This is a genomic window from Methylobacterium sp. W2, from assembly GCF_020662345.1.
GTDB lineage: Bacteria > Pseudomonadota > Alphaproteobacteria > Rhizobiales > Beijerinckiaceae > Methylobacterium.
Map to the genome: position 1 here is coordinate 70,586 of NZ_VMOA01000004.1, position 23,872 is coordinate 94,457.

Consider the following 23,872-nt stretch of genomic DNA (forward strand, 5'->3'; position numbering starts at 1 on the left):
CCGTTCCCGTCCTCGATCCTGAATTGCCAAATTCTCCCACCCCCCTCACGCGAGGCTATCCTTCGATCTTCGAGAAGTCGGCGACTTCGCGGGTAGCTGCGCGCAGGGCGTTGAGTAGAGCGAGGCGGTTCTCGCGCAAGACCGGATCGTCCGCATTGACGATGACCTTCTCGAAGAACGCGTCCACCGGCGCGCGCAGGGTCGAGAGCGCCCGCATGGCCCCCGAAAAATCCTCCGCCGCCACGGCTGCCGAAACGGACTGACGCGCGGCCACGAGCGCCTGAGACAAGGCCTGCTCCTCTGGCTCGCCGGAGGCGGCGATGGCGGCGCGATCCGGCTCGGCCTCGTAGGAGCGCCCGTCCTTCTTCTCCTCGATCCGGAGGATGTTGGCCGCGCGCTTGTAGCCGGCGAGCAGGTTCTTGCCGTCGTCGGTCTCGAGGAACTGGCCCAGGGCCTCCACGCGGCGGACGACCATGAGGAGATCGTCCTGGCCGGGCAGGGCGAAGACGGCATCGATCAGATCGTGGCGGGCGCCCTGGTCGCGGAGATAGACTTTGAGGCGGTCGGCGAAGAAGGCGAGGAGATCGCCGGGAAGGGGATCTTCGAGACTCCCGTGGTTCTCCAGCGCGGCCAAATCGCGGTCGTCATCTCCGGAAAAGGTCATGATGACGACGTGCCGGTTCTTCTGGACATAAAAAGCGTCCTCCAACACATCCTCTCGGAGATTCAGACGCAATCCGTTCTCCAGAATCAGTCGGACCACCCCAAGGGCTGCCCTTCTGAGCGCATAGGGATCCTTGCTGCCGGTGGGCTTCTCATCGATAGACCAGAAACCGGCAAGGGTATCGAACTTGTCCGCCAAGGCCACAGCGATCGAAACAGGATCGGCCGGCACTCGGTCGGATGGACCGACGGGTTTGTAGTGCTCTTCCACCGCCGCACAGACGCTGGGATGCTCGCCTTGAAGCGCCGCATATTTGCGACCCATGAGGCCCTGAAGCTCCGGAAACTCCCCGACCATTTCCGTGACGAGATCGGCTTTCGCGAGCTGAGCGCCGCGACTGGCGAGTTGTACGTCGGCGCCAATAGTGGGTGCGATGCCACGCGCCAGCGACGCGATACGCGCCACCCGCTCACCCTGTGTCCCGAGCTTCTCGTGAAAGACGATGCTGTCGAGTTTTGCCAGACGGTCTTCGAGTCGGATCGCCTTGTCGGTTTCCCAGAAGAACTTCGCGTCCGAGAGGCGAGCGCGGACCACGCGCTCGTTTCCGCCGGTGATGGCGATGCCGCCATCGCTGGCGACGAGGTTCGAGACGAGGATGAAGGCGGGAGCCAGGGTGTCGGAGCCGGACTCGCGTAGCACAAAGCACTTCTGGTTGGCCCGAATGGTGGCGCGGATCGCCTCGGCCGGGATGTCGAGGAAGCTCGGATCGAAGGTCCCGAGGAGCACCACTGGCCATTCCACGAGGCCGGCGACCTCGTCGAGCAGGCCCTCGTCCTCCACGAGTTCGAGGCCACGCGCGAAAGCAAGATCGCGGGCATCGTGCAGGATGATGTCCTTGCGCCGATCCGGGTCGAGCACGACCTTGGCACGCTCAAGCGACTGGACGTAATCGTCGAAGCGGCGAACCTCGATGGCGTCCGGGGCCAGGAAGCGGTGGCCGTAGGTGGTGGTGCCGGCGGTGATCCCATCCACGGAGAAAGGCACGATCTCGGGCGTTTCGGTCTCGGGGCCGAAGGTCGCCACGATGGATTGCAGCGGTCGCACCCAGCGCAGGCTTCCCGGCTGGACCGAGGCCGCGCCCCAGCGCATGGATTTCGGCCAGGGGAAGCTCTTGATGATCGCCGGCAGGATTTCGGCCAGCACGTCGATCGTGTCCCGGCCGGGACGCTCGATCACGGCCACGTAGAACTCGCCCTTCTTCGGGTCGGTGACGGTGGTCGCCTGATCGAGGCTCGTCAGACCCGCGCTCTTGAGGAACCCTTGGATCGCCCCATCCGGTGCGCCGACGCGAGGTCCTTTACGCTCCTCGCGCACGTCCTTGCCGCGCGGCGGCAGGCCGGCCACGTGCAGGGCAAGCCGGCGCGGGGTGGAGAAGGCCTTGGCGCCCTCGTAGAGGAAGCCGCGCTCCACCAAGGCATCGGTGACGAGCTTCCGCAGGTCGTCCGCCGCGCGCCGCTGCATGCGGGCGGGAATCTCTTCGGAGCGCAGTTCGAGGAGGAGATCAGGCATGGGGTCAGGTCGCGTCCGAAATGATAGTCAGGATGTCGTTGGCGCGACTGTTGCGGCCATCGATTTTTAAGTGAGGATATAAAACTCAACGGGCATTTTACAGGAAATGACCGATCTCTATGAATTGCCTATCCTTTCAAACCACGCCGCCACCCGCCGTCTTCAGCCACGCCGCGCCACAGGCCTTCGCCAATTCCCGCACCCGGAGGATGTAGCTCTGGCGCTCGGTCACCGAGATGATGCCGCGGGCATCGAGCAAATTGAAGACGTGGCTCGCCTTGATGCACTGGTCGTAGGCCGGCTGCGCCATCCTGTGCCGGCCCGCGTCATCTTCCGGCGCGCCGGCAACGAGATAGGTGCGGCAGGCCTTCTCCGCGTCGGTGAACTGGCGGAACAGCATCGCAGTGTCCGCCGCCTCGAAGTTGTGGCGCGAATATTCCTGCTCGGCCTGGAGGAAGACGTCGCCATATGTGACCTTGTCGTCGCCCGTGCCACCGTTGAAGTTCAGGTCGTAGACGTTCTCGACGCCCTGGACGTACATGGCGAGGCGCTCAAGACCGTAGGTGAGTTCGCCGGCGACGGGTGAGCACTCGATCCCGGCGACCTGCTGGAAATAGGTGAACTGGCTCACCTCCATGCCGTCGCACCAGCACTCCCAGCCAAGCCCCCAGGCGCCCAATGTCGGGCTCTCCCAATCGTCCTCGACGAAGCGGATGTCATGGAGGCCGAGGTCGACGCCGATGGCGGCGAGGGAGGCTAGGTAGAGTTCCTGCAGGTTCGGCGGGTTCGGCTTCAGAATCACCTGAAACTGGTAATAATGCTGCAGCCGATTGGGGTTCTCGCCGTAGCGGCCATCCTTCGGGCGTCGCGAGGGCTGGACATAGGCTGCCTTCCAGGGCTTCGGGCCGAGTGCCCGCAAGGTGGTGGCGGGATGGAACGTGCCGGCCCCCACTTCCATGTCGTAGGGCTGGAGGATCACGCAGCCCTGTGCGGCCCAGAAATTCTGCAGCGTCAGGATCAGACCCTGGAACGAGGTCCTGGGTGCGAGATCGACAGCGCTCGGCAGGGCTTGTGCGCTCGACATGGGGAAGCTTCCGGTCAGCGGGAAAGGGCGGCAGCGTTTAAGAGGCGGGCTTGCGGAGTCAAGCCGAGCCGTTCCCCGAAAGCGGGTGCGCGGCGGCACACATTTTCGCCACGATTGAGTTTATCGCCGGAACTGTCCCGCTTGTCGCTGGTTCTAAGCACAAATCAAGGGATATGCCGGCTCACAAAAGAGCGGCGAGCATTGCGGAGGCCGGACCATGCGCAAGTCGATCACTGTATTCGCCGCACTTTTTGCAGCATCGCTGGCCGCCACGCCGTTCGTCGTCGGCGCCTCGAACGCACTGGCCACCACCGACAGGGCCGACATCGTCGCCATGCCCGCCCCGGTGACGGCGATCGAGGTTTCCTCCGTGCCGGCCCCCGCTGCGACGGAGACCTGCACACGCAAGGTCCGGGTGGTCTATTCGGGCTACGGTGCCCCGTCTTCGGCTTGCACGGTCGCGCTCCGCTGAGGTCTCACAGTCCGTAGCGCGCCCAGGCTCCCCGCTCCTCGATCGCGGCGAGGGCGTCCGCGGCAAGACTGGTGCCGGCAAGGGCGATCATCGTCGAGCCCGGCACGGCCCGCCGCAGCAGCCTCCCGACGAACGATCCCTGCTTCTCGGCGACGAGCTTTAGCACGACGTCGTCGCCGAAGCGGGCCCTCAGGGTCGTTCGCACATCTCCCAGCGCGTCGATGAGACCGAGGGGCAATGCTTGGCGACCCGTCCAGACGGCGCCAGTGAACAGGTTATCAGCGCCCGCCCTCACGGCGGGCCTGCGCTCGTTGACGAGCGAAGTGAAGAGATCCTGCACGTCGGCCTGGATCGCCTTCAAGCGCACGATGTCTTCTGGATTCTCAGGGCGGAACGGGTCGAGCATGGCCTTGGCCTCACCCTGGGTATGGACACGACGCTCGATGCCGATCCGTTCGATGAGCTTGTCGAAGCCGAAACCGGCGGAAACCACCCCGATTGACCCGATCAGCGACGTCGGATCGGCGACGATCTCATCCGCCGCGCAAGCGATCATGTAACCGCCGGAGGCGGCGACATCCTCGACGAAAGCGTAGACGGGCAGCTTCTTCTCCACAGCGAGCGCGCGGATGCGACGGTGGATGAGGTGGGATTGCGCCGGCGATCCGCCGGGCGAGTTGATGATGAGCGCCACCGCAGAGACGCCCGCCATCCCGAAGCCGCCTTCCAGGCTGGACGCCACCGTCGCCATGGAGAGACCGGACCGCAGAGGCGACACGGCACCGATGACACCGCTGAGGCGGATGACCGCCACGGTGGGCTTGCGGCCGCGCCACGCCTTCGGAACGATCGGGTGAAGGAAGCGCGGCAGGGCGAGGGGCATCGGTTTCGTCTCGGCTGAATGGGGAAGTGGCCAGCCCGGTCGCGAGGGACTGACCTCGTGTCCAAACCGGACATCACGAAATGGCGACGATCGAACCGTTTTACAGGCTTTGCCGTTTCACTCTGCCGGTATCGCAGCACTCGGCCGCAGGTCTGCGGTCGCCGAGATGCGATCCGCCGAAACAGGGAGACTGACCATCATGCGTATCGTGACGTGGATGATCGTTCTGGTCGGGGTGCTGGGAGGGGCCTACGGGTCCCTGTCCCAGGCACGCGCGGCGCCGCTACCCGTGGCCGCCGTCGCGGGCACCGCCGGAACGGAACTCGTGGAGAAGGCGCATTGGCGTCGGCACCACTGGCGCCGCCGGCATCATTGGCATCGGCGCCATTACTGGCACCGTCCGCATTACGGCTACCGCCGGCACTACTGGCGGCCGCGCTACTACCGTCCGATCTACGGCTACCACCGTTCGGCCTATGGATGGCGCCGGCCCTATTGGCACCGGCGTCATCACTGGCATCGCCATCACTGGCACCGCCGCCATCATCACTGGCGCCGGTTCTACTGAGCGGTCGATTCGAAGCGTATCCGTTCGCGGCGAGGACGCCCTTCCTCGCCGCAAAAACCTTCACGGTGGCCAGGACAGCCCGCGGTGAAGCGCGTCGGCCTCCGGCGTCATCGTTCCGTCGGCTCCCTGCAGGATGAGGGAAGGCGCTAGAGTGAACGGCGCGCGGCTCCCCTTGATGCCCGTCACCAGAACCCGGATCGCGGGCCGCTCGCTCCGAGCCTGGACCGGTCTCGTGACGATCCGGCCGAAACGCTTCCGCAGGGCGGCCAGGCAATCCGGCAGGGCATCGGCGCGATGTATCAGGCCGAGCGTCCCGCCGGGCTTCAGGAGGTCGAGACAGGCTTTGAGCCAAGATTCGAGATCGCCGCCGGAAAACGTATGGGCCGAGGCCTTTCCCGGGACGGGCGATGACCTGTGGCGCCCCGATTCGAAGAAGGGCGGATTGGTGAGGACCAGATCCGCCATGTTCGACGATAGTCCGGCCGCCCTCCGGCTCTCGACCGAGAGAATATCGGCGGCGGTCACCACGACCCGGCCATCGAGGCCGTTCCCCTGGATGTTCCTGCTTGCGAGGGCGGCGAGGTCCGGGTCACGCTCGACCAGGATGACCTTTGCCGTCGCCTCGTAGGTGGCCACCGCCAGCCCCACGGCCCCGGTGGCCGCGCCGACATCGATGATGACCGCCCCCGGTGGCGGCCGCACGGCTCGGCTCAGGAGCACCGCGTCCGTGCCGGCGCGATGGTCCCCGCGCGGCGGCTGATACAGGCGAAGACGGCCGCCGAGCCACAGATCGGCGGTCGCAGCCTCGGTGACCGCCTCCTCGGCGCTCACATCACGCATCGCGCAGTTCGTGCGCCAGGCCAGCATCCTCCAGAAGCCGTCGCGCATCGGACGCGTGATCGTCCGGAACGAGCAGCCGGCGGGCGAAAGCGCCGATCGAGCCTTCGAGCAGGCTCATATGTGTGTCGGCGATCAGGACCGGGATATCCGCCCCCTGCAGCAGCGACTCGGCAAAGCCCATCAGGACGATGTCGTTGCTCCGGATCAGCTCGGTCATGCGTCCACCCGCCCCATCGGCGGCCCCCTGCCGCCGCCCTTTGTATACAGGGAGAAACGCGGGATGTTGCAGCGCCTCGGCGCGCATGCGAAGGGGTGCCCGCGTGGATGTTGGTCACGGGAGATTGCCCGGTCGAGCGGATCGGCCCGAGCGGCGGGTGCGCCGCCGGAATCTGCCCGGTGTGAAAAAGCTCGGGAGGCATCGCGTTTGGGTGTCGTCGTTTCCTTCGATGAGGGCCGCTCCGATCCGGAGTCGAGTCTGAACGATCTTGTGGCCCTGGTCGCCAAGGGCATGGAGCGCGTGAACGCGACCATCCTGTCGCGGACCGGGTCCGACGTCGCGATGATTCCGGAGGTGGCTAACCACCTCATCGCCTCCGGGGGCAAGCGCTTACGCCCCATCCTCACCCTCGCCACCGCCGATCTCTGCGGATACGGAGCCGGGGAGGGGGCGGTGAAACTCGCCGCCAGCGTCGAGTTCATGCACACGGCGACCCTTCTCCACGACGACGTGGTGGACGAGAGCGACATGCGACGGGGCCGCGTGGCGGCACGGATCAAGTGGGGCAACGAGGCGAGCGTGCTCGTCGGCGATTTCCTCCTCGGCCAAGCCTTCCGCATGATGGTGGAGGTCGGCTCGCTCCGCGCCCTCGACATCCTCTCGGCCGCCGCGACCGTCATCGCCGAGGGCGAGGTGATGCAGCTCACCGCCGCCAAGAACACCGAGACCTCGGAGGACGAGTATCTCGCCGTCATCCGCGCTAAGACCGCGGAATTGTTCGCCGCCGCCTGCGAGGTGGGACCGGTGATAGCCGACCGTCCGAGAGCGGAGCAGGCGGCGTGCCGTTCCTACGGCATGAATCTCGGCATCGCCTTCCAGCTGATCGATGATGTGCTGGATTACGGCGGCACCAGCGCCTCCATGGGCAAGAATGTCGGCGACGATTTTCGCGAGGGCAAGATCACCCTGCCGATCGTCCTCGCCTTCCGACGGGGCAGCGAGGAGGAGCGGACCTTCTGGCGTCGCACGCTCCAGGACGGTCAGGTCGAAGAGTCCGATCTCGACAAGGCCCTCGCTATTCTGCGGAAGCACCGGGCTCTCGAAGATACGATCGACCGCGCACGCCATTACGGCGCCATCGCCCGCGACGCCTTAGCACTGTTCCCCAACGGGCCGATGAAGTCGGCCCTGCTGCAGGTCGTCGATTTCTGCATCGCCCGCGCGCATTGACCCGATGGCGGCCTACCGATCCCGGCTCGTCAGGCGAGCCGGGCGGGGGAAGGCGATCACCGCAGCAAGGCGGTCCGGACCCACCAAGATGGCTGCGTCGCGCGGATGGCAACCGCCGCCCGAACCGCATCGGATCGCGTGGCGAATAAGCCGAACACCGTCGCGCCAGAGCCGGACATGCGGGCAAGACGGCATCCCGGCCGGTCGCGCAGGGCCGAGAGCGTGTCGGCAATGACGGGCGCGACCGTGAGCGCCGGTGCTTCCAGATCGTTGCGAGCCGGCGTCACGGCGGCCAGGATCTCGCCGAAGCCGAGTCCCCGCGCAAGGATCGGATGGACCTCTCCGGCATGGCGCTGCCCCACCGTCAGCCCCAGTGCCTTGAAGACCGGCGCGGTGGCGACCGGTACGCCGGGATTGATCAGCACGGCCGGTAACGGCGCGAAAGTCAGCGCCGGCCCGACATCCTCTCCGGCGCCGCGCATCATCCGGCCGCGCAGATCGAGGCAGACGGGAACGTCCGCCCCGGTGGCACGGGCGGCCTCAACGACGGCGGGGTGATCGAGGGGAAGGTCGTTGAGACGCGCCAGCAGCCGCAGGGCGGCGGCGGCATCCGACGAACCGCCGCCGATCCCTGCCGCCACGGGCAGGCGCTTGATGAGGTGAAAGCGACCGAGACGTAGACCGGGGATTGCCTTTGCGAGCCCTCGGGCCGCGCGGATCACCAAGTTGTCGTCGAGGGGACCGGCCGGTCCGGCGGTGGGTCCTGACACGTCGAGAGTCAGCGCGCCGCCGGGCGCCAAGCTCAGCGTATCCCCCGATCCGGTGAAGGCAACGAGACTTTCGAGCTCGTGATAGCCATCCCCCTCACGACGGCCGAGGACGTGGAGGGTCAGATTGATCTTCGCCGGAGCGCGGGTGACAAGGATGGGCACGGCTTGCTCTGTCGAAGAGAGGCGGGTCTGTCGACCACGGGAACGCGCGGCCGGTCTGGCCCCGCGATCCCCTGCCCGTCAAGCCGGGTCTCAGCCGCCGGTCTTCTTGTCGGCCGCGCCGGGGGGCTCGCTCGGGGCCGGAGCACCCTTCGGCAGATCGGGATTCACCTTTTCCGCCTCGGGAGGATTCTCGGCGGTGGCGGCGGGCTTCTCGAGTTCCGGCAGGCCGTCCTTGAGCTTGGCGTTGATCTTGACGAGATCGTCCGGCTCTGGGTTCAGGTCTTTGGCGTGCTGCCACTGGAACTTGCCCTCGAGCCGCCGTCCCGAACGCCAATAGGCATCGCCGAGATGGTCGTTGATGGTCGGGTCGCCGGGCTTGAGCTCGATGGCCTTCTCCAGCTCGCGCACGGCATCGTCGTAGCGGCCGAGGCGGAAATAGGCCCAGCCGAGGCTGTCGATGATCATGCCGTCACGCGGACTCGCATCGACGGCCTGTTTCAGCATGGTGAAGGCCTCGTCGATATTCATGTTCTGGTCGACCCAGGAATAGGCGAGGTAGTTGAGCACCTGCGCCCGGGCCGCCGGCTGGTTCGGCGGGACTAGTTCTAGGGCCTTCTTGAGGTCGGCCTCGGCCTTCGGCCATTGCTTCGCCCGTTCGTAGGCGGTGCCGCGAAAGTAGAACGTCGTCCAGTAATTCGAGGCCGGCTGCTTGCCGATAAGTTCGATGGCGCGGCTGTAGGTGGCCGCCGCCTCCTCATACTTCTTGCGCGAGCGCTGGACGTTGCCGAGGGCGGTCACGACGTCAATGCTGTCGGGATGCTCCTTCATGGCGGCGTCGAGGAGCTGGGTCGCCTCTTCGCCCTTGCCGAGCTGCTCGAGATTGAGGCCGATCTGGATGTCCGCGTTGAGCTTCAGCGGCGAGGATGCCGGCATCTGCGCATAGGCATCGTTGGCGCGCTCGGTCTGCTTCATCCGGTCGAGCGTATCGGCCAGGGTGAGGCGCGCGAGGGCGTGTTCGGGAGCAAGATAGAGAGCGAGGCGCAGGTAAACCACGGCGGGCAGCTCGTCGCCCTGGGTCGATCCGGCAGAGCCGAGCCCGTAGAGCACCTCGCCGGCGCCTTCCTGCGCGGTGTTGACGAGGCGGGTTAGGGGCTTGCCGGCCTTGAGCTTGTCGAGGGCGTCGCGCACGATCGGGTGGCGCGGCAGCAACTGATCAAAGGTGGTATAGGCCTGGATCGCGAGATCCGTGCGCCCGGCCTGCGCTTCGAACCGGGCATAGGCATCGACGATGCGCAGGGTGTTCTGATCGGCGTCGTAAGCGGCCTTGAGCCGGCGCTCCGCCTCCGCCTGATCGCCGACGAGGTTGGCGATCAGGCCCGCATGGAAATCACGGAAGGTGTTGTAGGAGCGCTCGCCCTTCAACTTGTTGACCACTTCGAGGGCGCGCTTGCCGTCATTGGCACCGGCATAGGCCCAGGCCGTCAGGAGGGTGCTGGTGAGGTCGGCCGCCGCCCCCCGTCCGCTGCGGGAGAAGTTTTGACGAGCCTGCGCGAACTGGCCGGCCTTGATCTGACGCACGCCGAGGCTGAGCTGGGCGAGACCGTTCGATCCGTCGCGAGCGGTGAGGCGCTCGGCCGCGCGGAACGCGTCCGGCAGGGCGCCGTCGGCGAGCAGCGACACAAAGGCGCGCTCGAGCAATTCGGCATTGCGCGGATCAGCCTTCACCGCCTCGCGGTAGAAGCTCGCCGCAGCGGAAGTGTCTTTCGACGCGCCGGCGATATAGGCGGACAGGAAGTTGCCCTCCAGCGACTCGGCCGGCTCGTACTCCGTCACCGGGGCCGATTCCCGAGGCTGGGCGGCCAGCGCCGTGACTGACGTCGCCACGGAGGCGGCGAGGCACAGGGCGAGAGCCGAGAGGGTCCGGCGGGTCGCGGCGTTTCCGTTCATGGGCACCAGTCGCGTGTGTAGCGCATCGTCCGTAAGGGACCGATGCCGATCGGGCGGGGACACTGAACTCTTCCCGCCATCCTCGCAAGGCGAAAGGATGGCGGGCACTTGGCCTCCGGTGCGCCCTCACATGTTGGGATAGTTCGGCCCGCCCGGCCCCTCCGGCGTCACCCAGTTGATGTTCTGGTTCGGGTCCTTGATATCGCAGGTCTTGCAGTGGACGCAGTTCTGCGCGTTGATCTGATAACGCACGCCGCTGCCCTCCTGCACCCATTCGTAGACGCCCGCCGGGCAGTACCGTGCCGAAGGGCCGCCATAGACGTCGTGCTCCGAAGACTTCTGGAGCGCCGCATCTTTGACGTTGAGATGCGGCGGCTGATCCTCCTCGTGGTTGGTGTTCGAGAGATAGACCGAGGACAACCGGTCGAAGGTCAGCTTGCCGTCTGGCTTCGGATAGACGATCGGCGTCACCTCCGAGATCGGCTTCGTGGCGGCGTGATCCGGCTTGCCATGCTTGAGCGTACCGAACGGCGAGGCGTCGAGGATCGTCTGCGACCACATATCGAGGCCGCCCAGACCCACGCCGACGAGGGTGCCGTACTTCGACCAGAGCGGCTTGACGTTGCGGACGCGCTTGAGATCGCGGCCAATGTCGCTGTCGCGCCAGCCGGCTTCGTAATCGGTGAGCTCGTCGCCCTGCCGGCCGGCGGTGAGGGCCGCGGCGATGGCCTCGGCCGCCTGCATCCCGGAGAGCACCGCGTTGTGCGAGCCCTTGATGCGCGGCACGTTGACGAAGCCGGCCGAGCAACCGACGAGACAGCCGCCGGGGAAGACGAGCTTCGGCACCGACTGCCAGCCGCCCTCCATGATCGCGCGGGCGCCGTAGCCGATGCGCTTGGCGCCCTCGAACACGTCGCGGATCATCGGGTGGGTCTTGAAGCGCTGGAACTCGTCGAACGGCGACAGGGTCGGGTTCTCGTAGTTCAGATGCGTGACGAAGCCGACCGAGAGCAGGTGGTCGTCGAAGTGGTAAAGCCAGGAGCCGCCGCCGGTCTTGTTGGAGAGCGGCCAGCCCATGGTGTGACGCACGAGGCCGGGCTCGAACGTCTCGGGCTTGAGCTGCCAGAGTTCCTTGACGCCGAGACCGTATTTCTGGTGGTCGCTGTCCCGGTTGAGCTCGAAGCGGTCGATCAGCGTCTTGGTCAGCGATCCACGCGCGCCTTCGCCGAAGATCGTGTACTTGCCGCGCAGCTCCATGCCGCGGGTATAATCGTCACGCGGCTCGCCGGAGCGGCCGATGCCGAGATCGCCGGTGGCGACTCCGATGACCGTGCCGGCATCGTCGTAGAGCACTTCCGAGGCCGGGAATCCGGGATAGATCTCGACGCCGAGTTCCTCGGCCTTGGCGCCGAGATACTTCGTCATGTTGGAGAGCGAGCCGACGAAATTGCCGTGGTTGCTCATGAATTTCGGGAAAGCGAAATTCGGCAGTGAGATGCCGCTGTTCTTGGTGAGGAACAGGAACTCGTCGCGCTCGACCTCGGTCTTGAGCGGCCGGGCCTCGTCCTGGCGCCACTCGGGAAGCAGGCGGTCGAGACCGAGCGGGTCAATCACCGCGCCGGAGAGGATGTGCGCACCGACTTCGGACCCCTTCTCGACCACCACGACGGCAAGATCGGCGGCGATCTGCTTGAGGCGGATCGCGGCGGCGAGGCCGGCAGGCCCCGCGCCGACGATCACCACGTCGAAATCCATACCCTCGCGTTCGGGCAACGCCATCCTCTGAACTCCTCCTGCCGCGGCAGCCTCGACCGATCGAGACCGGTCAGCACGTGCGCAATGTTATGATTGCGAACACTCTCAACCGATTCCAAGCTAGGAACGCAAGCCTGCCAATGGTCTCAGCATGGTTTGGGCCGTCTCGCCGCCATCCCGATGGCCGGGTAACGTGTCCCGCGAAGTGTTGTCCACAGGCTCGTCAGGGGCCACATCGAGAACCATGAGCCAAGGCCCCGACCATCAGCGCGACGTGATCGCCGAACTGGACTTCCACGTGGAAGCCGGTGTCGATCTCTGTCTCGACGAGCAGCCGCACGACCGCTTCTCCGAGACCGGGGAGGCGTCACCCTGGCGCCCGGCACCAACGCGGCGCGGCTCGCAATCACCGGAATCATTGCCTCGGGTCGAGCAGCCGGGCGATGCTCCGCAAACCGATCCGGCGCCTCTTCGTCGCGAGTTGCCTCCTCGGGGTCAGGCGCCGGCAGCCCCTCCCGCCCGGACCTATGGACAATCCGCGTCGGCGAAACCCGGGGAGGCCGCGGGCGATGCGAGGGCGCGGGCGCGGGATGTCGCCACTCTCGAAGAACTGGAAGCGCTGCTCGCCAACTTCGATGGGTGCCCGCTGAAGTTCACGGCCAAGAACCTCGTCTTCGCCGACGGCAACCCGGCGTCGAAACTGATGTTCATCGGCGAGGCGCCGGGAGCCGACGAAGACCGCGTCGGCAAGCCGTTTATGGGCCGCTCGGGCCAGCTCCTCGACCGGATGATGGCGGCGATCGGCCTCGACCGGACGAAAGCCTACGTCACCAACATCGTGCCCTGGCGGCCGCCGGGGAACCGCAATCCGACGCCTCAGGAGGTGTCGATCTGCAAACCGTTCATCGAACGCCAGATCGAGCTCGCCAACCCGCACGTTATCGTCTGCCTCGGCAGTCCGGCGACACAGGCGATCACCGGCACGAAGGACGGAATCCTGAAAGCGCGCGGACGGTTCTATCCCTATCGGGTGGGCGACCGGGAGGTGAAGGCGCTGGCCACCCTGCACCCGGCCTATCTCCTGCGCCAGCCCCTGCAGAAACGTCTCGCCTGGCGGGATTTCCGGCTGTTGAAGGCGACCCTCGACGGCAAGGCCTAGGGCGAAAGGCGGCGCGGAAGCGGAACCGTATCTTTCACCGCGGTATTAGTTCGGGCACACGGGGCTCACGACAGAGATGAGCGTGGCGGCCGGGTTCCGGCGGAGTCCACGCCACCAAGGGTGACGAGATCATGCGCTGGGAAGATTTCCGCTCTTCTGACAATGTCGAGGACCGGCGGGGCGAGGGCGGCGGCGGAGGTGGCGGCTTTCCCGGTGGTGGCGCCGGCGGGCTCGGCATCGGCACTATCGTCATCCTCTGCATTATCGGCTGGGTCACCGGCATCAACCCTGCCATCCTGATCGGCGGTGCCGAACAGATGAGCGGTGGCGGACAGCCGCGCCAGGAACGGGTCGACCCGCAGACCCAGGCCCAACGCAAGAGCAAGCCGACGGACGAGAGCGGGCGCTTCGCCGCCGCCATCCTCGGAAACACGGAAGACGTCTGGAAAGAGATCCTGCCCAATCAGACCGGTAAGCAATACCGTCCCACCGGCATGGTGCTGTACACCGGTGGAACGCGCAGCGGCTGCGGCTCCGCTCAGGCGGCGATGGGCCCCTTCTATTGCCCGCTCGACAAGAAAGTTTACCTCGACACGTCGTTCTTCAAGGAGATGGAACAGAAATTCGGCGTGAAGGGCGATTTCGCCTACGCCTATGTCATCGCCCACGAGGTCGGTCACCACGTCCAGGACGAGCTCGGCATCCTGGGCAAGGTCCAGGGTCGCCAGCAGGCGGCATCGAGCAAGGTCGAGTCGAACCAGCTCTCCGTCCGCGTCGAGTTGATGGCCGATTGCCTTGCCGGTGTGTGGGCCAAGAACTCCAACGACAAGTACAATTCGCTGGAGCCCGGCGACATTGAGGAAGCCATGCAGGCGGCCAGCGCCATCGGTGACGACAAGCTGCAGAAGCAGTCCCAGGGCTACGCCGTCCCCGATTCCTTCACACACGGCTCGTCGGACCAGCGGATGCGGTGGTTCATGACCGGCTACAAGAGCGGCCAGACCAAGTCCTGCGATACGTTCCGGGCCGCGCGGAACTGAACCGGTGCTTCGTAGCGGGAGCGTTGCGGTAACCGGTCTAGGGACTTAGGCGGACATGTCCCATCGAGTGGGGATCGACCTGCCCCCTGGTTCACGGCTAGAACCGTAGGGCATCGCCGAGCCGAGAGCCGCCAGCCATGGTCGCCGCAGACAAGACCCGTAATTTCATCCCGCTTTCCATTGCGGTGCTGACCGTCTCCGACACCCGCGTCGCCGAGGATGACCGCTCCGGCGACACCTTGTGCGAACGGCTCGTCGCGGCCGGCCACAGTCTAGCGAGCCGGGCCATCGTCCCCGACGAGGTGGTTGCGATCCGAGTTCAGGTGGAATCCTGGACGCGGGATCCGGCGGTCGATGTAGTGATCACCACCGGCGGCACCGGCTTCACCGGGCGCGATGTAACCCCTGAGGCCATCGAACCGCTGTTCGAGAAGCGGATGGACGGGTTCTCGGCGGTCTTCCACCGCATTTCCTACGACAAGATCGGGACGTCCACCCTCCAGTCACGGGCCACGGCGGGGCTCGCGAACGCGACCTTCGTCTTCGTCCTGCCGGGTTCGCCCGGCGCCTGCCGCGACGCCTGGGATGGCATCCTGTCGGCGCAGCTGGATTACCGGCACCGGCCCTGCAACTTCGTCGAGATCATGCCGCGTCTGGACGAACACCTGAGGCGCGGTGCCTCGATCCCGGTCTGATCACCCTCGGTTGAGCCGCACGTTCACCCGCCGGGGATGCAGGCGGGTCGAGAAGACGGCGCTCGCGATGAGGCGGTCCCGGCGTACGAGGTCTCCGGCGCGCGGCGTGCGCACGCCGATGACAGACTCGCCCTGCGCCGCAAGGCGCGACGGCAAACCCGCATGGGGTCGGCGCAAGCGCCCGAGGACCATCTCCGGCCGGGCGGTGCCGATGAACCGATCGATGGTGCGGATCCAGCCCTCGGCCGGCACGTCGCCGGCCTCGAGGCACAGCACCCACTCCCGCCGTGCGGCCCTAGCCCCGTCCGACCAGGGTGGCGTCCCGCCCGAACGGACAACAAAGGTCGCGCCGGTCGCCTCGGCGACGGCATCGATCGCCGCGTCATGAGCCGGGGCGATGATAACCGCATCACCGATAAGCCCGGCCGCAACGCCCTCGACGAGAGCCCCCAGGGTATCGGCGAGATGGTCGACCGCATTGGGGCCGACCGGCATCGCTACATAGATCAGAGCCGAAATCATGCGCGCGCATACCGTATTTTCGGCCGGGGAAAAGCCGAATGGCGCCGAAAGCACGACGAGAACCCGCGCCCGACCAGGATATCCGATCGATTGCTCTAAAATACAGCAGGGATATCCCTTCCGTTCCTGATATGTTCGCAACCCGAACGGAGGGGCATCGCGCAGCGTGCCGCACGTCCCTGCGTCACATCGTCGAAGCGGATGGGGAGCAAGGCATGCGGCAGGATGGCAAGATCGATTACCTCGAATTGCCGGGCGGCGACATCGACCGGGTGAAAGCCTTCTACGGGACGGCCTTCGGCTGGAGCTTCGTCGATTACGGCCCACGCTATGCCGCCTTCGATGAGGGACTCGAGGGCGGGTTCGATGCAGACGCACCGAGAGCGGTGCCGTTGCCCGTGCTCTACGCGCATGATCTCGAAGCGATGCTGGCAGGGGTCGAGGCGGCGGGGGGTACGATCGTGGCGCCGATCTTCGCTTTTCCCGGTGGCCGCCGCTTCCATTTCAAAGATCCGGCCGGAACGGAACTCGCGGTATGGTCCGAGCGGTGAAGGCCGCCAGTGAGGGGGATGACGAGGCGTTCGGCGCGCCCGACCGGCGGCTTGGCGGGAGCACCCCGTTGGCGGATGCGAGAAAGGGGCGGGGGGCGACGGCCAACCCCTGCGGCCGCTACGAGCCGGCACGGCGGGAGGCCTTCGATGACGGCTGGACCTCGGATGACACCGCTCAGCGCCTGCGCACCGAAGACCGGCCCGAGCAGGCACGCACCATCCTGACGCGGAACACCTCTCCGGACCTGCCGTTTGATCGCTCGATCAATCCCTATCGCGGCTGCGAGCACGGATGCGTCTACTGTTTCGCCCGGCCCAACCACGCCTATGTCGGCTTGTCCCCCGGCCTCGATTTCGAGACGAAGCTGTTCCACAAGGCCAACGCGGCCGAGTTGCTGGAGCGCGAACTCTCCGCGAAGGGCTACGTACCGGAGACGATCGCCCTCGGGACCGCCACGGACCCGTATCAGCCGATCGAGCGCGACCACGGCATCACCCGCGCGGTGCTGAGCGTCCTGGCGCGTTTCCGGCACCCCGTGGGCATCGTCACCAAGTCGAATCTCGTCACCCGCGACATCGACATCCTGGCGCCCATGGCGGAGCTCGGCCTCGTCAAGGTGGCGATGTCGGTGACGACCCTCGATCCCGTCCTGGCCCGCCGGATGGAGCCACGTGCTCCCCATCCGCTCCGTCGCCTCGAGGCGATCCGCCAGCTCAGTCGCGCGGGCATCCCGGTCATGGTGATGATGGCCCCGGTCATCCCATCCCTGAACGACCACGAGATCGAAGCGGTACTGGAGCGGGCGCGGGAATGCGGGGCCGTCGAGGCGCGCCATGTCCTGCTGCGGCTGCCGCTCGAACTCGACGACCTCGTGAATGACTGGTTCGCTGAGCATTATCCGGGTCGACAGCGCCACGTGATGTCGCTCGTGCGCGAGGCCCGTGGGGGCAAGGCCTACGATGCGACCTTCGGCCGGCGGATGATCGGCAGCGGTGCCTATGCCGATCTCGTCACCCAGCGCATGCGGCTGGCAAAGCAACGCCTCGGCTATGCCGATGAGCGTATCACCCTGCGCACCGATCTCTTCGATCCTACAGCGGCGCCCGGGGCACAGCTCAGCCTGTTGTGACCGCAGAGGGTGATGAAGCGAAACGCCTGGTGAAGCTCACCCGGTGATGCGCCGAGCGGCCGAGGCTCGCCAAACCGGCGAGATGAGCCGCGGTGCCATAGCCGACATTGCGATCCCAGGCATAGGCCGGATGACGGCCAGCCAAAACCCGCATGAGGTCGTCCCGCAGGGTCTTGGCGACGATGGAGGCCGCCGCGATCTGGGGCACCAGCCGATCTCCGCCGATCACCGCCTGGCACGGCAGGGAAAGGCCGGGAATGTCGTCGCGCCCATCCACGGCCACGGGCGCTTCAAGGCCGAGCTTCTCCACCGCTCGCCGCATGGCGTCCAGGGTCGCCGCGCGGACATTGATCCGGTCCACGAGTTGCCGGGATCCGGCCGCCACCGCCACCTCGGCATGTTCGCGAATCAGAGGCGTGAGGCGCTCGCGCGTCGCCCGGTCGAGCTTCTTGCTGTCGTCGAGGCAGGACAGCACGGAGGCCGGGAACACAGCCGGATCGAACCAGACCGCCGCCACAACCACGGGGCCGCAAAGGGCACCGCGCCCTACCTCGTCGCAGCCGATGAGTGCGGGGAGAGTGCTGGCGACGGGGTCGGCGAACGGTCTGGTCATAGGCCCGATGGATTACACCTCGGCCAAAGGCCGGTCACCGGGCCTGGCCCGAGAAACATGTGGGAGTGTGCCCGAGCCAACTGGGGGCGGGGGCAGGGGCATCCCCACCGCCCCGGCTACACCGCCGGTGCTGGCCGGAACGCCCGGCGCCGGGGCGTGGGAAGGCCGGTGCCGTGAGCCAGCGAAATGTTGGTGAAGAACTGGCGCGCGCTCTCGCCCCAGGTGTAGCGCAGAGCCTCCGCGCGGCAGCGCTCGCGGGGGATCGACAGGGCGGCGAGCGCGGCCTCGCGCAGGTCGGGGCCGAGGATTCCGGCACCGGTCCCGCCGATGACGTCGAGGGGGCCGGTTACCGGATAGGCCGCCACGGGAACGCCGCAGGCGAGGGCTTCGAGCAGGACGATGCCGAACGTATCGGTGAGGCTGGGGAACACGAAGACGTCCGCCGCTGCATAGATGCGGGCGAGCGCCGCGCCGGTCAGGGTGCCGAGGAAGCATGCCTTCGGATGCAGGCCGGCGAGGCGCGTCCGGTCCGGGCCGTCTCCCACCACGATCTTGGTGCCCGGCAGGTCGAGATCGAGGAATGCCGAGACGTTCTTCTCCACCGCCAGCCGCCCGACGAAGAGGAAGAACGGGCCGGCCAAGCCTGCCAGCGCCTCCGGCACGGCGGCATCCGGGGCCGCCGGGCGAAAGAGATCGGTATCGACCCCCCGGGTCCACCGCATCAGGTTGCCGAAGCCGCGGGAGGCGAGGTCGCGCTCCAGGGACGGGGTCGAGACCATCGTCCCGCTCGCAGCGCCATGGAAGCGCCGCAGCCAAGCATAGCTCCAGCTTTCGGGAACAGGCGCACGAGCGGCGAGGTACTCAGGAAAGCGCGTGTGATAGCTCGTGGTGAACGGGCGGCCATGGGCGAGACAATAGCGTCGGGTCGCGTAGCCGACGGTCCCCTCCGTGGCCACATGGACATGGGTCGGGGCGAGATCGGCCCACAGACGGGCGACCTTGCCCTTGGTGGCATAGGACAGCCGAATCTCAGGGTATCCCGGCAGCGGCACCGAGGTGAAATCCTGATGGGTCAGGAACACGGTCTCGAAACCGAGTTCCTGACCGGCCGCGGCCATGTTCTCGAGGGAGCGGACGACCCCGTTGACCTGCGGGTGCCACGCATCGGTAGCGATCAGCAGCCTCACGCGACCGCCCGCGCCGGACTGGCGGCCACCGCGCTACGCTCCGCTTCTTCCGCGGCGGCGCGCGCCCGCAACACGCTCGGGTAATGCAGCACCTCCATGGTACCGTCGTAATGCTCGACGATGGCGGTGCAGGATTCCACCCAATCCCCGGTGTTCAGATAGGTCAGCCCGGCGATCTGGCGGTGGGCGGCATGGTGGATATGCCCGCAGATCACGCCGTCGGCGCCCACGCGCTTGGCCTCCGCGCTCAGCAACTCCTCGAACTTTCCGATGAAGTTGACGGCGTTCTTCACCTTCAGCTTGGCCCAGGCCGAAAGTGACCAATAGGCGAGGCCGAGGCGGCGCCGGAGGGTGTTCAGGTGGGTGTTGACGAAGAGCGCGAAGGTGTAGGCGCCGTCGCCGAGGAAGGCGATCCATTTGGCGTGCCGCACGACCATGTCGAACTGGTCACCGTGGATCACGAGGTAGCGCTTGCCGTCCGCGGCGACGTGGATCCGGTCGTCCACCACCTCGATCCCGCCGAAAGTCATGCCGAGATAATCGCGCAGGAACTCGTCGTGGTTGCCGGGGATATAGATCAGCGCCGAGCCCTTGCGCACTTTGCGCAGCAGCTTCTGAACCACGTCGTTGTGGCTCTGCGGCCAGAACCAGCCCGATTTGAGCTGCCACCCGTCCACGATGTCACCGACGAGGTAGATCTCGTCGGCGTCGTAATCCCGCAGGAATTCCAGCAGCAACCCTGCCTGACAGCCCTTCGTGCCCAGATGCATATCGGACAGGAAGAGCGTCCTCACGCGGATCGTCTTCTCTGTATCTTCGCCCACGACCCACTCCGAATGGCTTCGGTGCGTTGAGCCAAACCGGATTCCCGTATCAGTTTGATGACGTGCGCCGTCTCGTCCCAAGGTCCGACTTCCGGCGCGAGTACTTCAAGCGCATCGTGGGAATGCTGCGCTGCGCGACAAATTTTTTGAGTGGCCGGGAAGTTTTTTGCGTTTTCCTTCGGAAGCGAACCCCGGCATAGTCCCGATCAAGGTGACCCACCGGATCGCGTTGGAAGGCGCGTGTCCGGAGCCCATGCGAGGCGGAATCAAGGTTGCCGACGAGGTGAGAAACGACGTCCAAGGCCTTGGGAGTGTGCGATATTTGCGCGCCCCGGCCAATGGAGAGAGGCTTGATCCAGTCGAAGGCAGTCGCATCGAGCGTTCTGGAACTCGTAGTCATCGGTGATGGAACGAGGCGGGCCTCGCGCCTTCCACCGACGATCGCGGACCATGCCTTCTCCTCCAGGCGGACGCGCGGCAGCCGGGCCTCCTGGCAGCGCCGCCGTTTCTTCCCCAAAGCTTAGGAACCGCCCCGGCAGCCCATCAGGCCGGATCGCGACCTCGGACCACCGTATTCGATCCCAGCGTCGCACGATGCGTGCGCGCGAACCGAAGAAGAACCGGAGACACAACATGGCGGCAACGAGACGGCCGGGTCGGAATCATCTGTTCGTTCCGGGCCCGACGAACATCCCCGACCGCGTGCAGCGGGCGATGATCGTTCCCTCCGAGGATCACCGTTCGGTGGATTTCCCGACGCTGACCAAGCCCCTGTTCGAAGAGACCAAGGCCGTGTTCGGCTCGACCGAGGGCACGATCTTCCTGTTCCCGGCCTCGGGCACCGGCATCTGGGAATCGGCGCTGACCAACACCCTGCATCGCGGCGACACGGTTCTGACCTCGCGCTTTGGCCAGTTCAGCCACCTCTGGATCGACATGGCCCAGCGCCTCGGCCTGAACGTGATCGTTCAGGAAGAGGAGTGGGGCACGGGTGCTAACCCGCAGCGGATCGAGGAGGCGCTGCGCGCCGACACGAACCACGAGATCAAGGCCGTCATGACGGTCCATAACGAGACCGCCACCGGCGTCACCAGCGACATCGGCGCCGTGCGCAAGGCGATCGACGCCGCCGGCCACCCGGCCCTGCTGTTCGTGGACGGCGTGTCCTCGATCGGCTCGCTGCCGTTCTACGCCGACGAGTGGAAGGTCGATTGCGCCATCGCCGGTTCGCAGAAGGGCCTGATGCTCCCCGCCGGTCTCGGCGTGATCTGCGTCAGCCAGAAAGCTCTGAAGGCCGCCGAATCGTCGTCGGGTCCGAACGACCGTCTCGCGCATGTCTACTTCGACTGGGCCGACCATCAGAAGCAGAACGGCGCCGGCTACTTCCCCTACACCCCGGCACTGCCGCTTCTCTACGGCCTGCGCGAGGCACTCGCCTGCCTGCGCGAGGAAGGCCTCGAGAACGTCTACCACCGCCACGCCGTGCTCGGCGAGGCGACCCGCCAGGCCGTGGCGGCCTGGGGTCTTAAGACCTGCGCCAAGGAAGCCAAGTGGAACTCGGACACGGTGACCGCCATCCTCGTCCCCGAGGGTGTCGACGCCGCCGCGATCATCAAGCACGCCTTCGTGCGCTACAACCTCGCCCTCGGCGCTGGTCTGAGCCAGGTGGCCGGCAAGGTGTTCCGCATCGGCCACGTCGGTGACCTGAACGAGCTGTCGCTGCTCGGCGCTATCGCCGGTGCTGAAATGGCCATGCTCGACAACGGCGTGAAGGTGCAGCCGGGCTCCGGCGTCGCCGCCGCCTCCAGCTACCTGCGCGAAAACCCCCTCGCGAAGTCCTGATCGAAGCTGTTTTCCGGGGCCGGCATCTCGCCGGCCCCGGGCATCGTCTATAGAAGCGTGTATCGCGTAACGTTGCGCTCGGCGCGGAACGTCGCTTGAGGGTTCCAATGGCGCACAAAATCGTCTTCCTCGATCGTGAATCCCTCGACGCCAAAGTGCGTGAGTTCAGCTTCCCGCACGAATATACCGAGTACGAATCCACGTGGACGCCTGAGGAGATCGTCGAGCGCCTAAAAGGCGCCGAGATCGCACTGATCAACAAGGTGCCCATGCGCGCCGAGACGTTGAAGCAGTTGCCCGACCTCAAGCTCATCGCTGTCGCCGCAACCGGCACCGATGTCGTCGACAAGGCCGCTGCCAAGGAACTCGGCATCACCGTCGTCAACATCCGCAACTACGCCTTCAACACCGTGCCTGAGCACGTGATCGGCCTGATGTTCGCCCTGCGGCGCGCCATCGTGCCCTACGCCAATTCCGTGCGCCGGGGCGATTGGGCGAAGTCGACCCAGTTCTGCTATTTCGACTACCCGATCCACGACATCGCCGGCTCGACGCTGGGCATCGTCGGCTACGGGGCACTGGGCAAATCCATTGCCAAGCGGGCGGAAGCGCTCGGCATGAAGGTCATCGCCTACGACGTGTTCCCGCAGGAAGGCCTCGTGGATTTCGAGACGATCCTGACCGAATCCGATGTCATCACCCTGCATGCGCCGCTGACGCCGGAAACCCGGAACATGATCGGCGCCGAGCAGCTGGCGAAGATGAAGAAGCACGCCATCCTGATCAACACGGCGCGTGGTGGCCTCGTCGACGAGGAGGCGCTTGCCGAGGCGCTCAAGGCCGGAACGATCGGCGGAGCCGGCTTCGACGTCGTGGTCACCGAGCCGCCCAAGAACGGCAACATCCTGTGCGAGCTCGACCTGCCGAACCTCATCGTCACGCCGCATGTGGCGTGGGCGAGCAAGGAAGCCATGCAGATCCTGGCCGACCAGCTCGTGGACAACGTCGAGGCCTATGTTGCGGGCAAGCCGCAGAACGTGGTGTGAGGCTCCGGCTTCATACCCGAAGGCCTGAACGGCGGAAGCCGATGTCGTTCCAGGGCCGCAGAGCGGATTCAGGACTCCGAGACCGCAGACACTGATCGTATCTGCGCCGATCGAGTGTCTGGATGACAGCCTTGCCAGCGCCCCCCCGGAACGACGGGAAACGATCCTCGCGCGGCTCTTCGCAGACGCGCCAATCATACGAAAACCGCGCAGCGACGCGGACAGAGGAAACGACATGACGAAGAAGCTGCTGTTCCAGTTCGACACCGATACGGTCCCGAGCGTGTTCGATGTGGTCGTCGGTTATGATGGCGGAGCCGATCGCATCACCGGTTACGGAAACGTGACACCGGACAATGTCGGTGCCTTGGTGGACGGTACGATCTACACCCGGGGCGGCTCCGAGAAGAAGTCCACGGCGATCTTCGTCGGCGGCGGCAGCATGGCGGCCGGCGAGGCCGTGTTCGAAGCCGTGAAGAAGCGCTTCTTCGGTCCCTTCCGCGTCTCGATCATGCTCGATTCCAACGGCTCGAACACCACCGCCGCCGCCGGCGTCGCGCTGGTGCAGAAGGCCGCCGGGTCGCTCCAGGGCAAGAAGGCCGTGGTTCTCGCCGGCACCGGTCCGGTGGGCATGCGCTCGGCCGCGCTCCTCGCGCAGGAAGGCGCCACGGTGGTCCTGTGCGGTCGCTCGCTCGACAAGGCTCAGGCCGCCGCCGATTCTATCAACAAGCGCTTCAAGGTCGAGATCAGCGCCGCCGCGACGCCGGATGCCGCCTCGCGCGCCGCCATCGTCAAGGGCCAGAACCTCGTCTTCTCGGCCGGCGCCATCGGCCTGGAACTTCTCGCCGAAGCCGACTGGAAGGACGAGGCCAGCATCGAGTTCATCGCCGATTACAACGCCCAGCCGCCCCTCGGCTTCGGTGGCATCGACGCCATGGACAAGGGCAAGGAGCGCCACGGCAAGAAGGTGTTCGGCGCGCTCGGCATCGGCGGCCTCAAGCTGAAGCTGCACCGCGCCTGTGTCGGTCAGCTCTTCGACAGCGCCGAGAAGGTGTTCGACGCCGAGGAGATCTACGCCCTCGCCAAGACGATGGCCTGACCC

At 66.3% G+C, this 23,872-nt stretch carries 23 protein-coding genes; 11 read left to right on the forward strand and 12 right to left on the reverse strand.

The window, feature by feature from the left end; genetic code table 11:
* Positions 1–55: 55 nt before the first annotated feature.
* Both glyS and FPV16_RS03435 read right to left on the reverse strand, forming a co-directional pair.
* The gene (gene glyS, locus FPV16_RS03430; protein ID WP_227436108.1) at positions 56–2,233 is read right to left on the reverse strand and encodes a glycine--tRNA ligase subunit beta; all 2,178 of its coding nucleotides are present in this window, start codon (positions 2,231–2,233) and stop codon (positions 56–58) included.
* 136 nt (positions 2,234–2,369) lie between these two features.
* A complete protein-coding gene (locus FPV16_RS03435; RefSeq protein WP_227436110.1) occupies positions 2,370–3,317 on the reverse strand; it encodes a glycine--tRNA ligase subunit alpha in 948 nt (315 codons plus the stop codon).
* 217 nt (positions 3,318–3,534) lie between these two features.
* Here FPV16_RS03435 and FPV16_RS03440 point away from each other — a divergent pair, with 217 nt between their 5' ends.
* Complete coding sequence (locus FPV16_RS03440) at positions 3,535–3,789, forward strand: hypothetical protein (protein ID WP_227436113.1); 255 nt, start codon at positions 3,535–3,537, stop codon at positions 3,787–3,789.
* Positions 3,790–3,793: 4 nt separating this feature from the next.
* Here FPV16_RS03440 and FPV16_RS03445 read toward each other — a convergent pair whose 3' ends face one another.
* Entirely contained in the window at positions 3,794–4,672 is an 879-nt protein-coding gene (locus FPV16_RS03445) for a S49 family peptidase (RefSeq protein ID WP_227436115.1), read from the reverse strand.
* 199 nt (positions 4,673–4,871) lie between these two features.
* Between FPV16_RS03445 and FPV16_RS03450 the strand changes: the two genes are divergently transcribed.
* Positions 4,872–5,240: a hypothetical protein gene (locus FPV16_RS03450; protein ID WP_227436117.1), complete on the forward strand. Its 369-nt coding sequence runs from the start codon at positions 4,872–4,874 to the stop codon at positions 5,238–5,240.
* A gap of 60 nt (positions 5,241–5,300) precedes the next feature.
* Here FPV16_RS03450 and FPV16_RS03455 read toward each other — a convergent pair whose 3' ends face one another.
* On the reverse strand, positions 5,301–6,080 hold the full coding sequence (locus FPV16_RS03455) for a tRNA1(Val) (adenine(37)-N6)-methyltransferase (RefSeq protein WP_227436119.1): 780 nt from the start codon (positions 6,078–6,080) through the stop codon (positions 5,301–5,303).
* Positions 6,073–6,297, reverse strand: a complete 225-nt coding sequence (locus tag FPV16_RS03460) for a DUF2007 domain-containing protein (protein WP_227436225.1) — start codon at positions 6,295–6,297, stop codon at positions 6,073–6,075. Before FPV16_RS03460 ends, FPV16_RS03455 begins: the two co-directional genes overlap by 8 nt.
* Before the next feature lie 207 nt (positions 6,298–6,504).
* Between FPV16_RS03460 and FPV16_RS03465 the strand changes: the two genes are divergently transcribed.
* The gene (locus FPV16_RS03465; RefSeq protein WP_227436120.1) at positions 6,505–7,527 is read left to right on the forward strand and encodes a polyprenyl synthetase family protein; all 1,023 of its coding nucleotides are present in this window, start codon (positions 6,505–6,507) and stop codon (positions 7,525–7,527) included.
* Positions 7,528–7,583: 56 nt separating this feature from the next.
* Here FPV16_RS03465 and FPV16_RS03470 read toward each other — a convergent pair whose 3' ends face one another.
* The 3 genes from FPV16_RS03470 to FPV16_RS03480 all read right to left on the reverse strand — a co-directional run bounded on the left by FPV16_RS03470 (position 7,584) and on the right by FPV16_RS03480 (position 12,185).
* Positions 7,584–8,459: a 4-(cytidine 5'-diphospho)-2-C-methyl-D-erythritol kinase gene (locus FPV16_RS03470; RefSeq protein ID WP_227436122.1), complete on the reverse strand. Its 876-nt coding sequence runs from the start codon at positions 8,457–8,459 to the stop codon at positions 7,584–7,586.
* Between the two features lie 90 nt (positions 8,460–8,549).
* Positions 8,550–10,406 carry a tetratricopeptide repeat protein gene (locus tag FPV16_RS03475; protein WP_227436124.1) on the reverse strand — a complete coding sequence of 619 codons (1,857 nt, stop codon included), beginning with the start codon at positions 10,404–10,406 and terminating at the stop codon, positions 8,550–8,552.
* 126 nt (positions 10,407–10,532) lie between these two features.
* On the reverse strand, positions 10,533–12,185 hold the full coding sequence (locus FPV16_RS03480; RefSeq protein ID WP_227436125.1) for an electron transfer flavoprotein-ubiquinone oxidoreductase: 1,653 nt from the start codon (positions 12,183–12,185) through the stop codon (positions 10,533–10,535).
* Positions 12,186–12,405: 220 nt separating this feature from the next.
* On the opposite strand from FPV16_RS03480, the gene FPV16_RS03485 reads away from it, so the two are divergent.
* The 3 genes from FPV16_RS03485 to moaB all read left to right on the forward strand — a co-directional run bounded on the left by FPV16_RS03485 (position 12,406) and on the right by moaB (position 15,055).
* Complete coding sequence (locus FPV16_RS03485) at positions 12,406–13,320, forward strand: uracil-DNA glycosylase (RefSeq protein WP_227436127.1); 915 nt, start codon at positions 12,406–12,408, stop codon at positions 13,318–13,320.
* Between the two features lie 131 nt (positions 13,321–13,451).
* Complete coding sequence (locus FPV16_RS03490; protein WP_227436128.1) at positions 13,452–14,360, forward strand: neutral zinc metallopeptidase; 909 nt, start codon at positions 13,452–13,454, stop codon at positions 14,358–14,360.
* 137 nt (positions 14,361–14,497) lie between these two features.
* Positions 14,498–15,055 (forward strand): molybdenum cofactor biosynthesis protein B, encoded by a 558-nt coding sequence (gene moaB, locus FPV16_RS03495; RefSeq protein ID WP_227436129.1) that lies wholly within the window; start codon positions 14,498–14,500, stop codon positions 15,053–15,055.
* Here the strand turns inward: moaB and FPV16_RS03500 are convergent, their stop codons facing one another.
* Complete coding sequence (locus FPV16_RS03500; RefSeq protein WP_227436130.1) at positions 15,056–15,577, reverse strand: hypothetical protein; 522 nt, start codon at positions 15,575–15,577, stop codon at positions 15,056–15,058.
* A gap of 215 nt (positions 15,578–15,792) precedes the next feature.
* On the opposite strand from FPV16_RS03500, the gene FPV16_RS03505 reads away from it, so the two are divergent.
* Complete coding sequence (locus tag FPV16_RS03505) at positions 15,793–16,128, forward strand: VOC family protein (protein ID WP_227436226.1); 336 nt, start codon at positions 15,793–15,795, stop codon at positions 16,126–16,128.
* Positions 16,113–17,258, forward strand: coding sequence for a PA0069 family radical SAM protein (locus tag FPV16_RS03510; RefSeq protein WP_227436131.1), 1,146 nt, complete (start codon positions 16,113–16,115; stop codon positions 17,256–17,258). Before FPV16_RS03505 ends, FPV16_RS03510 begins: the two co-directional genes overlap by 16 nt.
* Here the strand turns inward: FPV16_RS03510 and FPV16_RS03515 are convergent.
* The 3 genes from FPV16_RS03515 to FPV16_RS03525 form a co-directional block, all read right to left on the reverse strand.
* A complete protein-coding gene (locus FPV16_RS03515) occupies positions 17,245–17,871 on the reverse strand; it encodes a ribonuclease HII (RefSeq protein WP_227436132.1) in 627 nt (208 codons plus the stop codon). The two genes, FPV16_RS03510 and FPV16_RS03515, sit on opposite strands and share 14 nt — an antisense overlap.
* Positions 17,872–17,987: 116 nt before the next feature.
* Complete coding sequence (locus FPV16_RS03520; RefSeq protein WP_227436133.1) at positions 17,988–19,058, reverse strand: glycosyltransferase family 4 protein; 1,071 nt, start codon at positions 19,056–19,058, stop codon at positions 17,988–17,990.
* On the reverse strand, positions 19,055–19,882 hold the full coding sequence (locus FPV16_RS03525; protein WP_227436134.1) for a UDP-2,3-diacylglucosamine diphosphatase: 828 nt from the start codon (positions 19,880–19,882) through the stop codon (positions 19,055–19,057). Before FPV16_RS03525 ends, FPV16_RS03520 begins: the two co-directional genes overlap by 4 nt.
* 633 nt (positions 19,883–20,515) lie before the next feature.
* Between FPV16_RS03525 and FPV16_RS03530 the strand changes: the two genes are divergently transcribed.
* From FPV16_RS03530 to FPV16_RS03540, 3 genes are all read left to right on the forward strand, one after another.
* The gene (locus tag FPV16_RS03530; RefSeq protein WP_027172630.1) at positions 20,516–21,724 is read left to right on the forward strand and encodes an aminotransferase class V-fold PLP-dependent enzyme; all 1,209 of its coding nucleotides are present in this window, start codon (positions 20,516–20,518) and stop codon (positions 21,722–21,724) included.
* Positions 21,725–21,831: 107 nt separating this feature from the next.
* Complete coding sequence (locus FPV16_RS03535) at positions 21,832–22,770, forward strand: D-2-hydroxyacid dehydrogenase (protein ID WP_027172631.1); 939 nt, start codon at positions 21,832–21,834, stop codon at positions 22,768–22,770.
* Positions 22,771–23,005: 235 nt separating this feature from the next.
* Positions 23,006–23,869 (forward strand): NADP-dependent methylenetetrahydromethanopterin/methylenetetrahydrofolate dehydrogenase, encoded by an 864-nt coding sequence (locus FPV16_RS03540; RefSeq protein WP_056158646.1) that lies wholly within the window; start codon positions 23,006–23,008, stop codon positions 23,867–23,869.
* Positions 23,870–23,872: the final 3 nt, after the last annotated feature.

Bases quoted from the DNA above. Each gene is read 5' to 3' on its own strand.
- FPV16_RS03435 (WP_227436110.1), bottom strand. From the start codon at position 3,317: ATGTCGAGCGCACAAGCCCTGCCGAGCGCTGTCGATCTCGCACCCAGG.
- FPV16_RS03540 (WP_056158646.1), top strand. From the start codon at position 23,006: ATGACGAAGAAGCTGCTGTTCCAGTTCGACACCGATACGGTCCCGAGC.
- FPV16_RS03480 (WP_227436125.1), bottom strand. From the start codon at position 12,185: ATGGCGTTGCCCGAACGCGAGGGTATGGATTTCGACGTGGTGATCGTC.
- glyS (WP_227436108.1), bottom strand. From the start codon at position 2,233: ATGCCTGATCTCCTCCTCGAACTGCGCTCCGAAGAGATTCCCGCCCGC.
- FPV16_RS03445 (WP_227436115.1), bottom strand. From the start codon at position 4,672: ATGCCCCTCGCCCTGCCGCGCTTCCTTCACCCGATCGTTCCGAAGGCG.
- FPV16_RS03490 (WP_227436128.1), top strand. From the start codon at position 13,452: ATGCGCTGGGAAGATTTCCGCTCTTCTGACAATGTCGAGGACCGGCGG.
- FPV16_RS03535 (WP_027172631.1), top strand. From the start codon at position 21,832: ATGGCGCACAAAATCGTCTTCCTCGATCGTGAATCCCTCGACGCCAAA.
- FPV16_RS03530 (WP_027172630.1), top strand. From the start codon at position 20,516: ATGGCGGCAACGAGACGGCCGGGTCGGAATCATCTGTTCGTTCCGGGC.
- FPV16_RS03440 (WP_227436113.1), top strand. From the start codon at position 3,535: ATGCGCAAGTCGATCACTGTATTCGCCGCACTTTTTGCAGCATCGCTG.
- FPV16_RS03485 (WP_227436127.1), top strand. From the start codon at position 12,406: ATGAGCCAAGGCCCCGACCATCAGCGCGACGTGATCGCCGAACTGGAC.
- FPV16_RS03505 (WP_227436226.1), top strand. From the start codon at position 15,793: ATGCGGCAGGATGGCAAGATCGATTACCTCGAATTGCCGGGCGGCGAC.
- FPV16_RS03500 (WP_227436130.1), bottom strand. From the start codon at position 15,577: ATGATTTCGGCTCTGATCTATGTAGCGATGCCGGTCGGCCCCAATGCG.
- FPV16_RS03450 (WP_227436117.1), top strand. From the start codon at position 4,872: ATGCGTATCGTGACGTGGATGATCGTTCTGGTCGGGGTGCTGGGAGGG.
- FPV16_RS03455 (WP_227436119.1), bottom strand. From the start codon at position 6,080: ATGCGTGATGTGAGCGCCGAGGAGGCGGTCACCGAGGCTGCGACCGCC.
- moaB (WP_227436129.1), top strand. From the start codon at position 14,498: ATGGTCGCCGCAGACAAGACCCGTAATTTCATCCCGCTTTCCATTGCG.
- FPV16_RS03510 (WP_227436131.1), top strand. From the start codon at position 16,113: ATGGTCCGAGCGGTGAAGGCCGCCAGTGAGGGGGATGACGAGGCGTTC.
- FPV16_RS03460 (WP_227436225.1), bottom strand. From the start codon at position 6,297: ATGACCGAGCTGATCCGGAGCAACGACATCGTCCTGATGGGCTTTGCC.
- FPV16_RS03515 (WP_227436132.1), bottom strand. From the start codon at position 17,871: ATGACCAGACCGTTCGCCGACCCCGTCGCCAGCACTCTCCCCGCACTC.
- FPV16_RS03475 (WP_227436124.1), bottom strand. From the start codon at position 10,406: ATGAACGGAAACGCCGCGACCCGCCGGACCCTCTCGGCTCTCGCCCTG.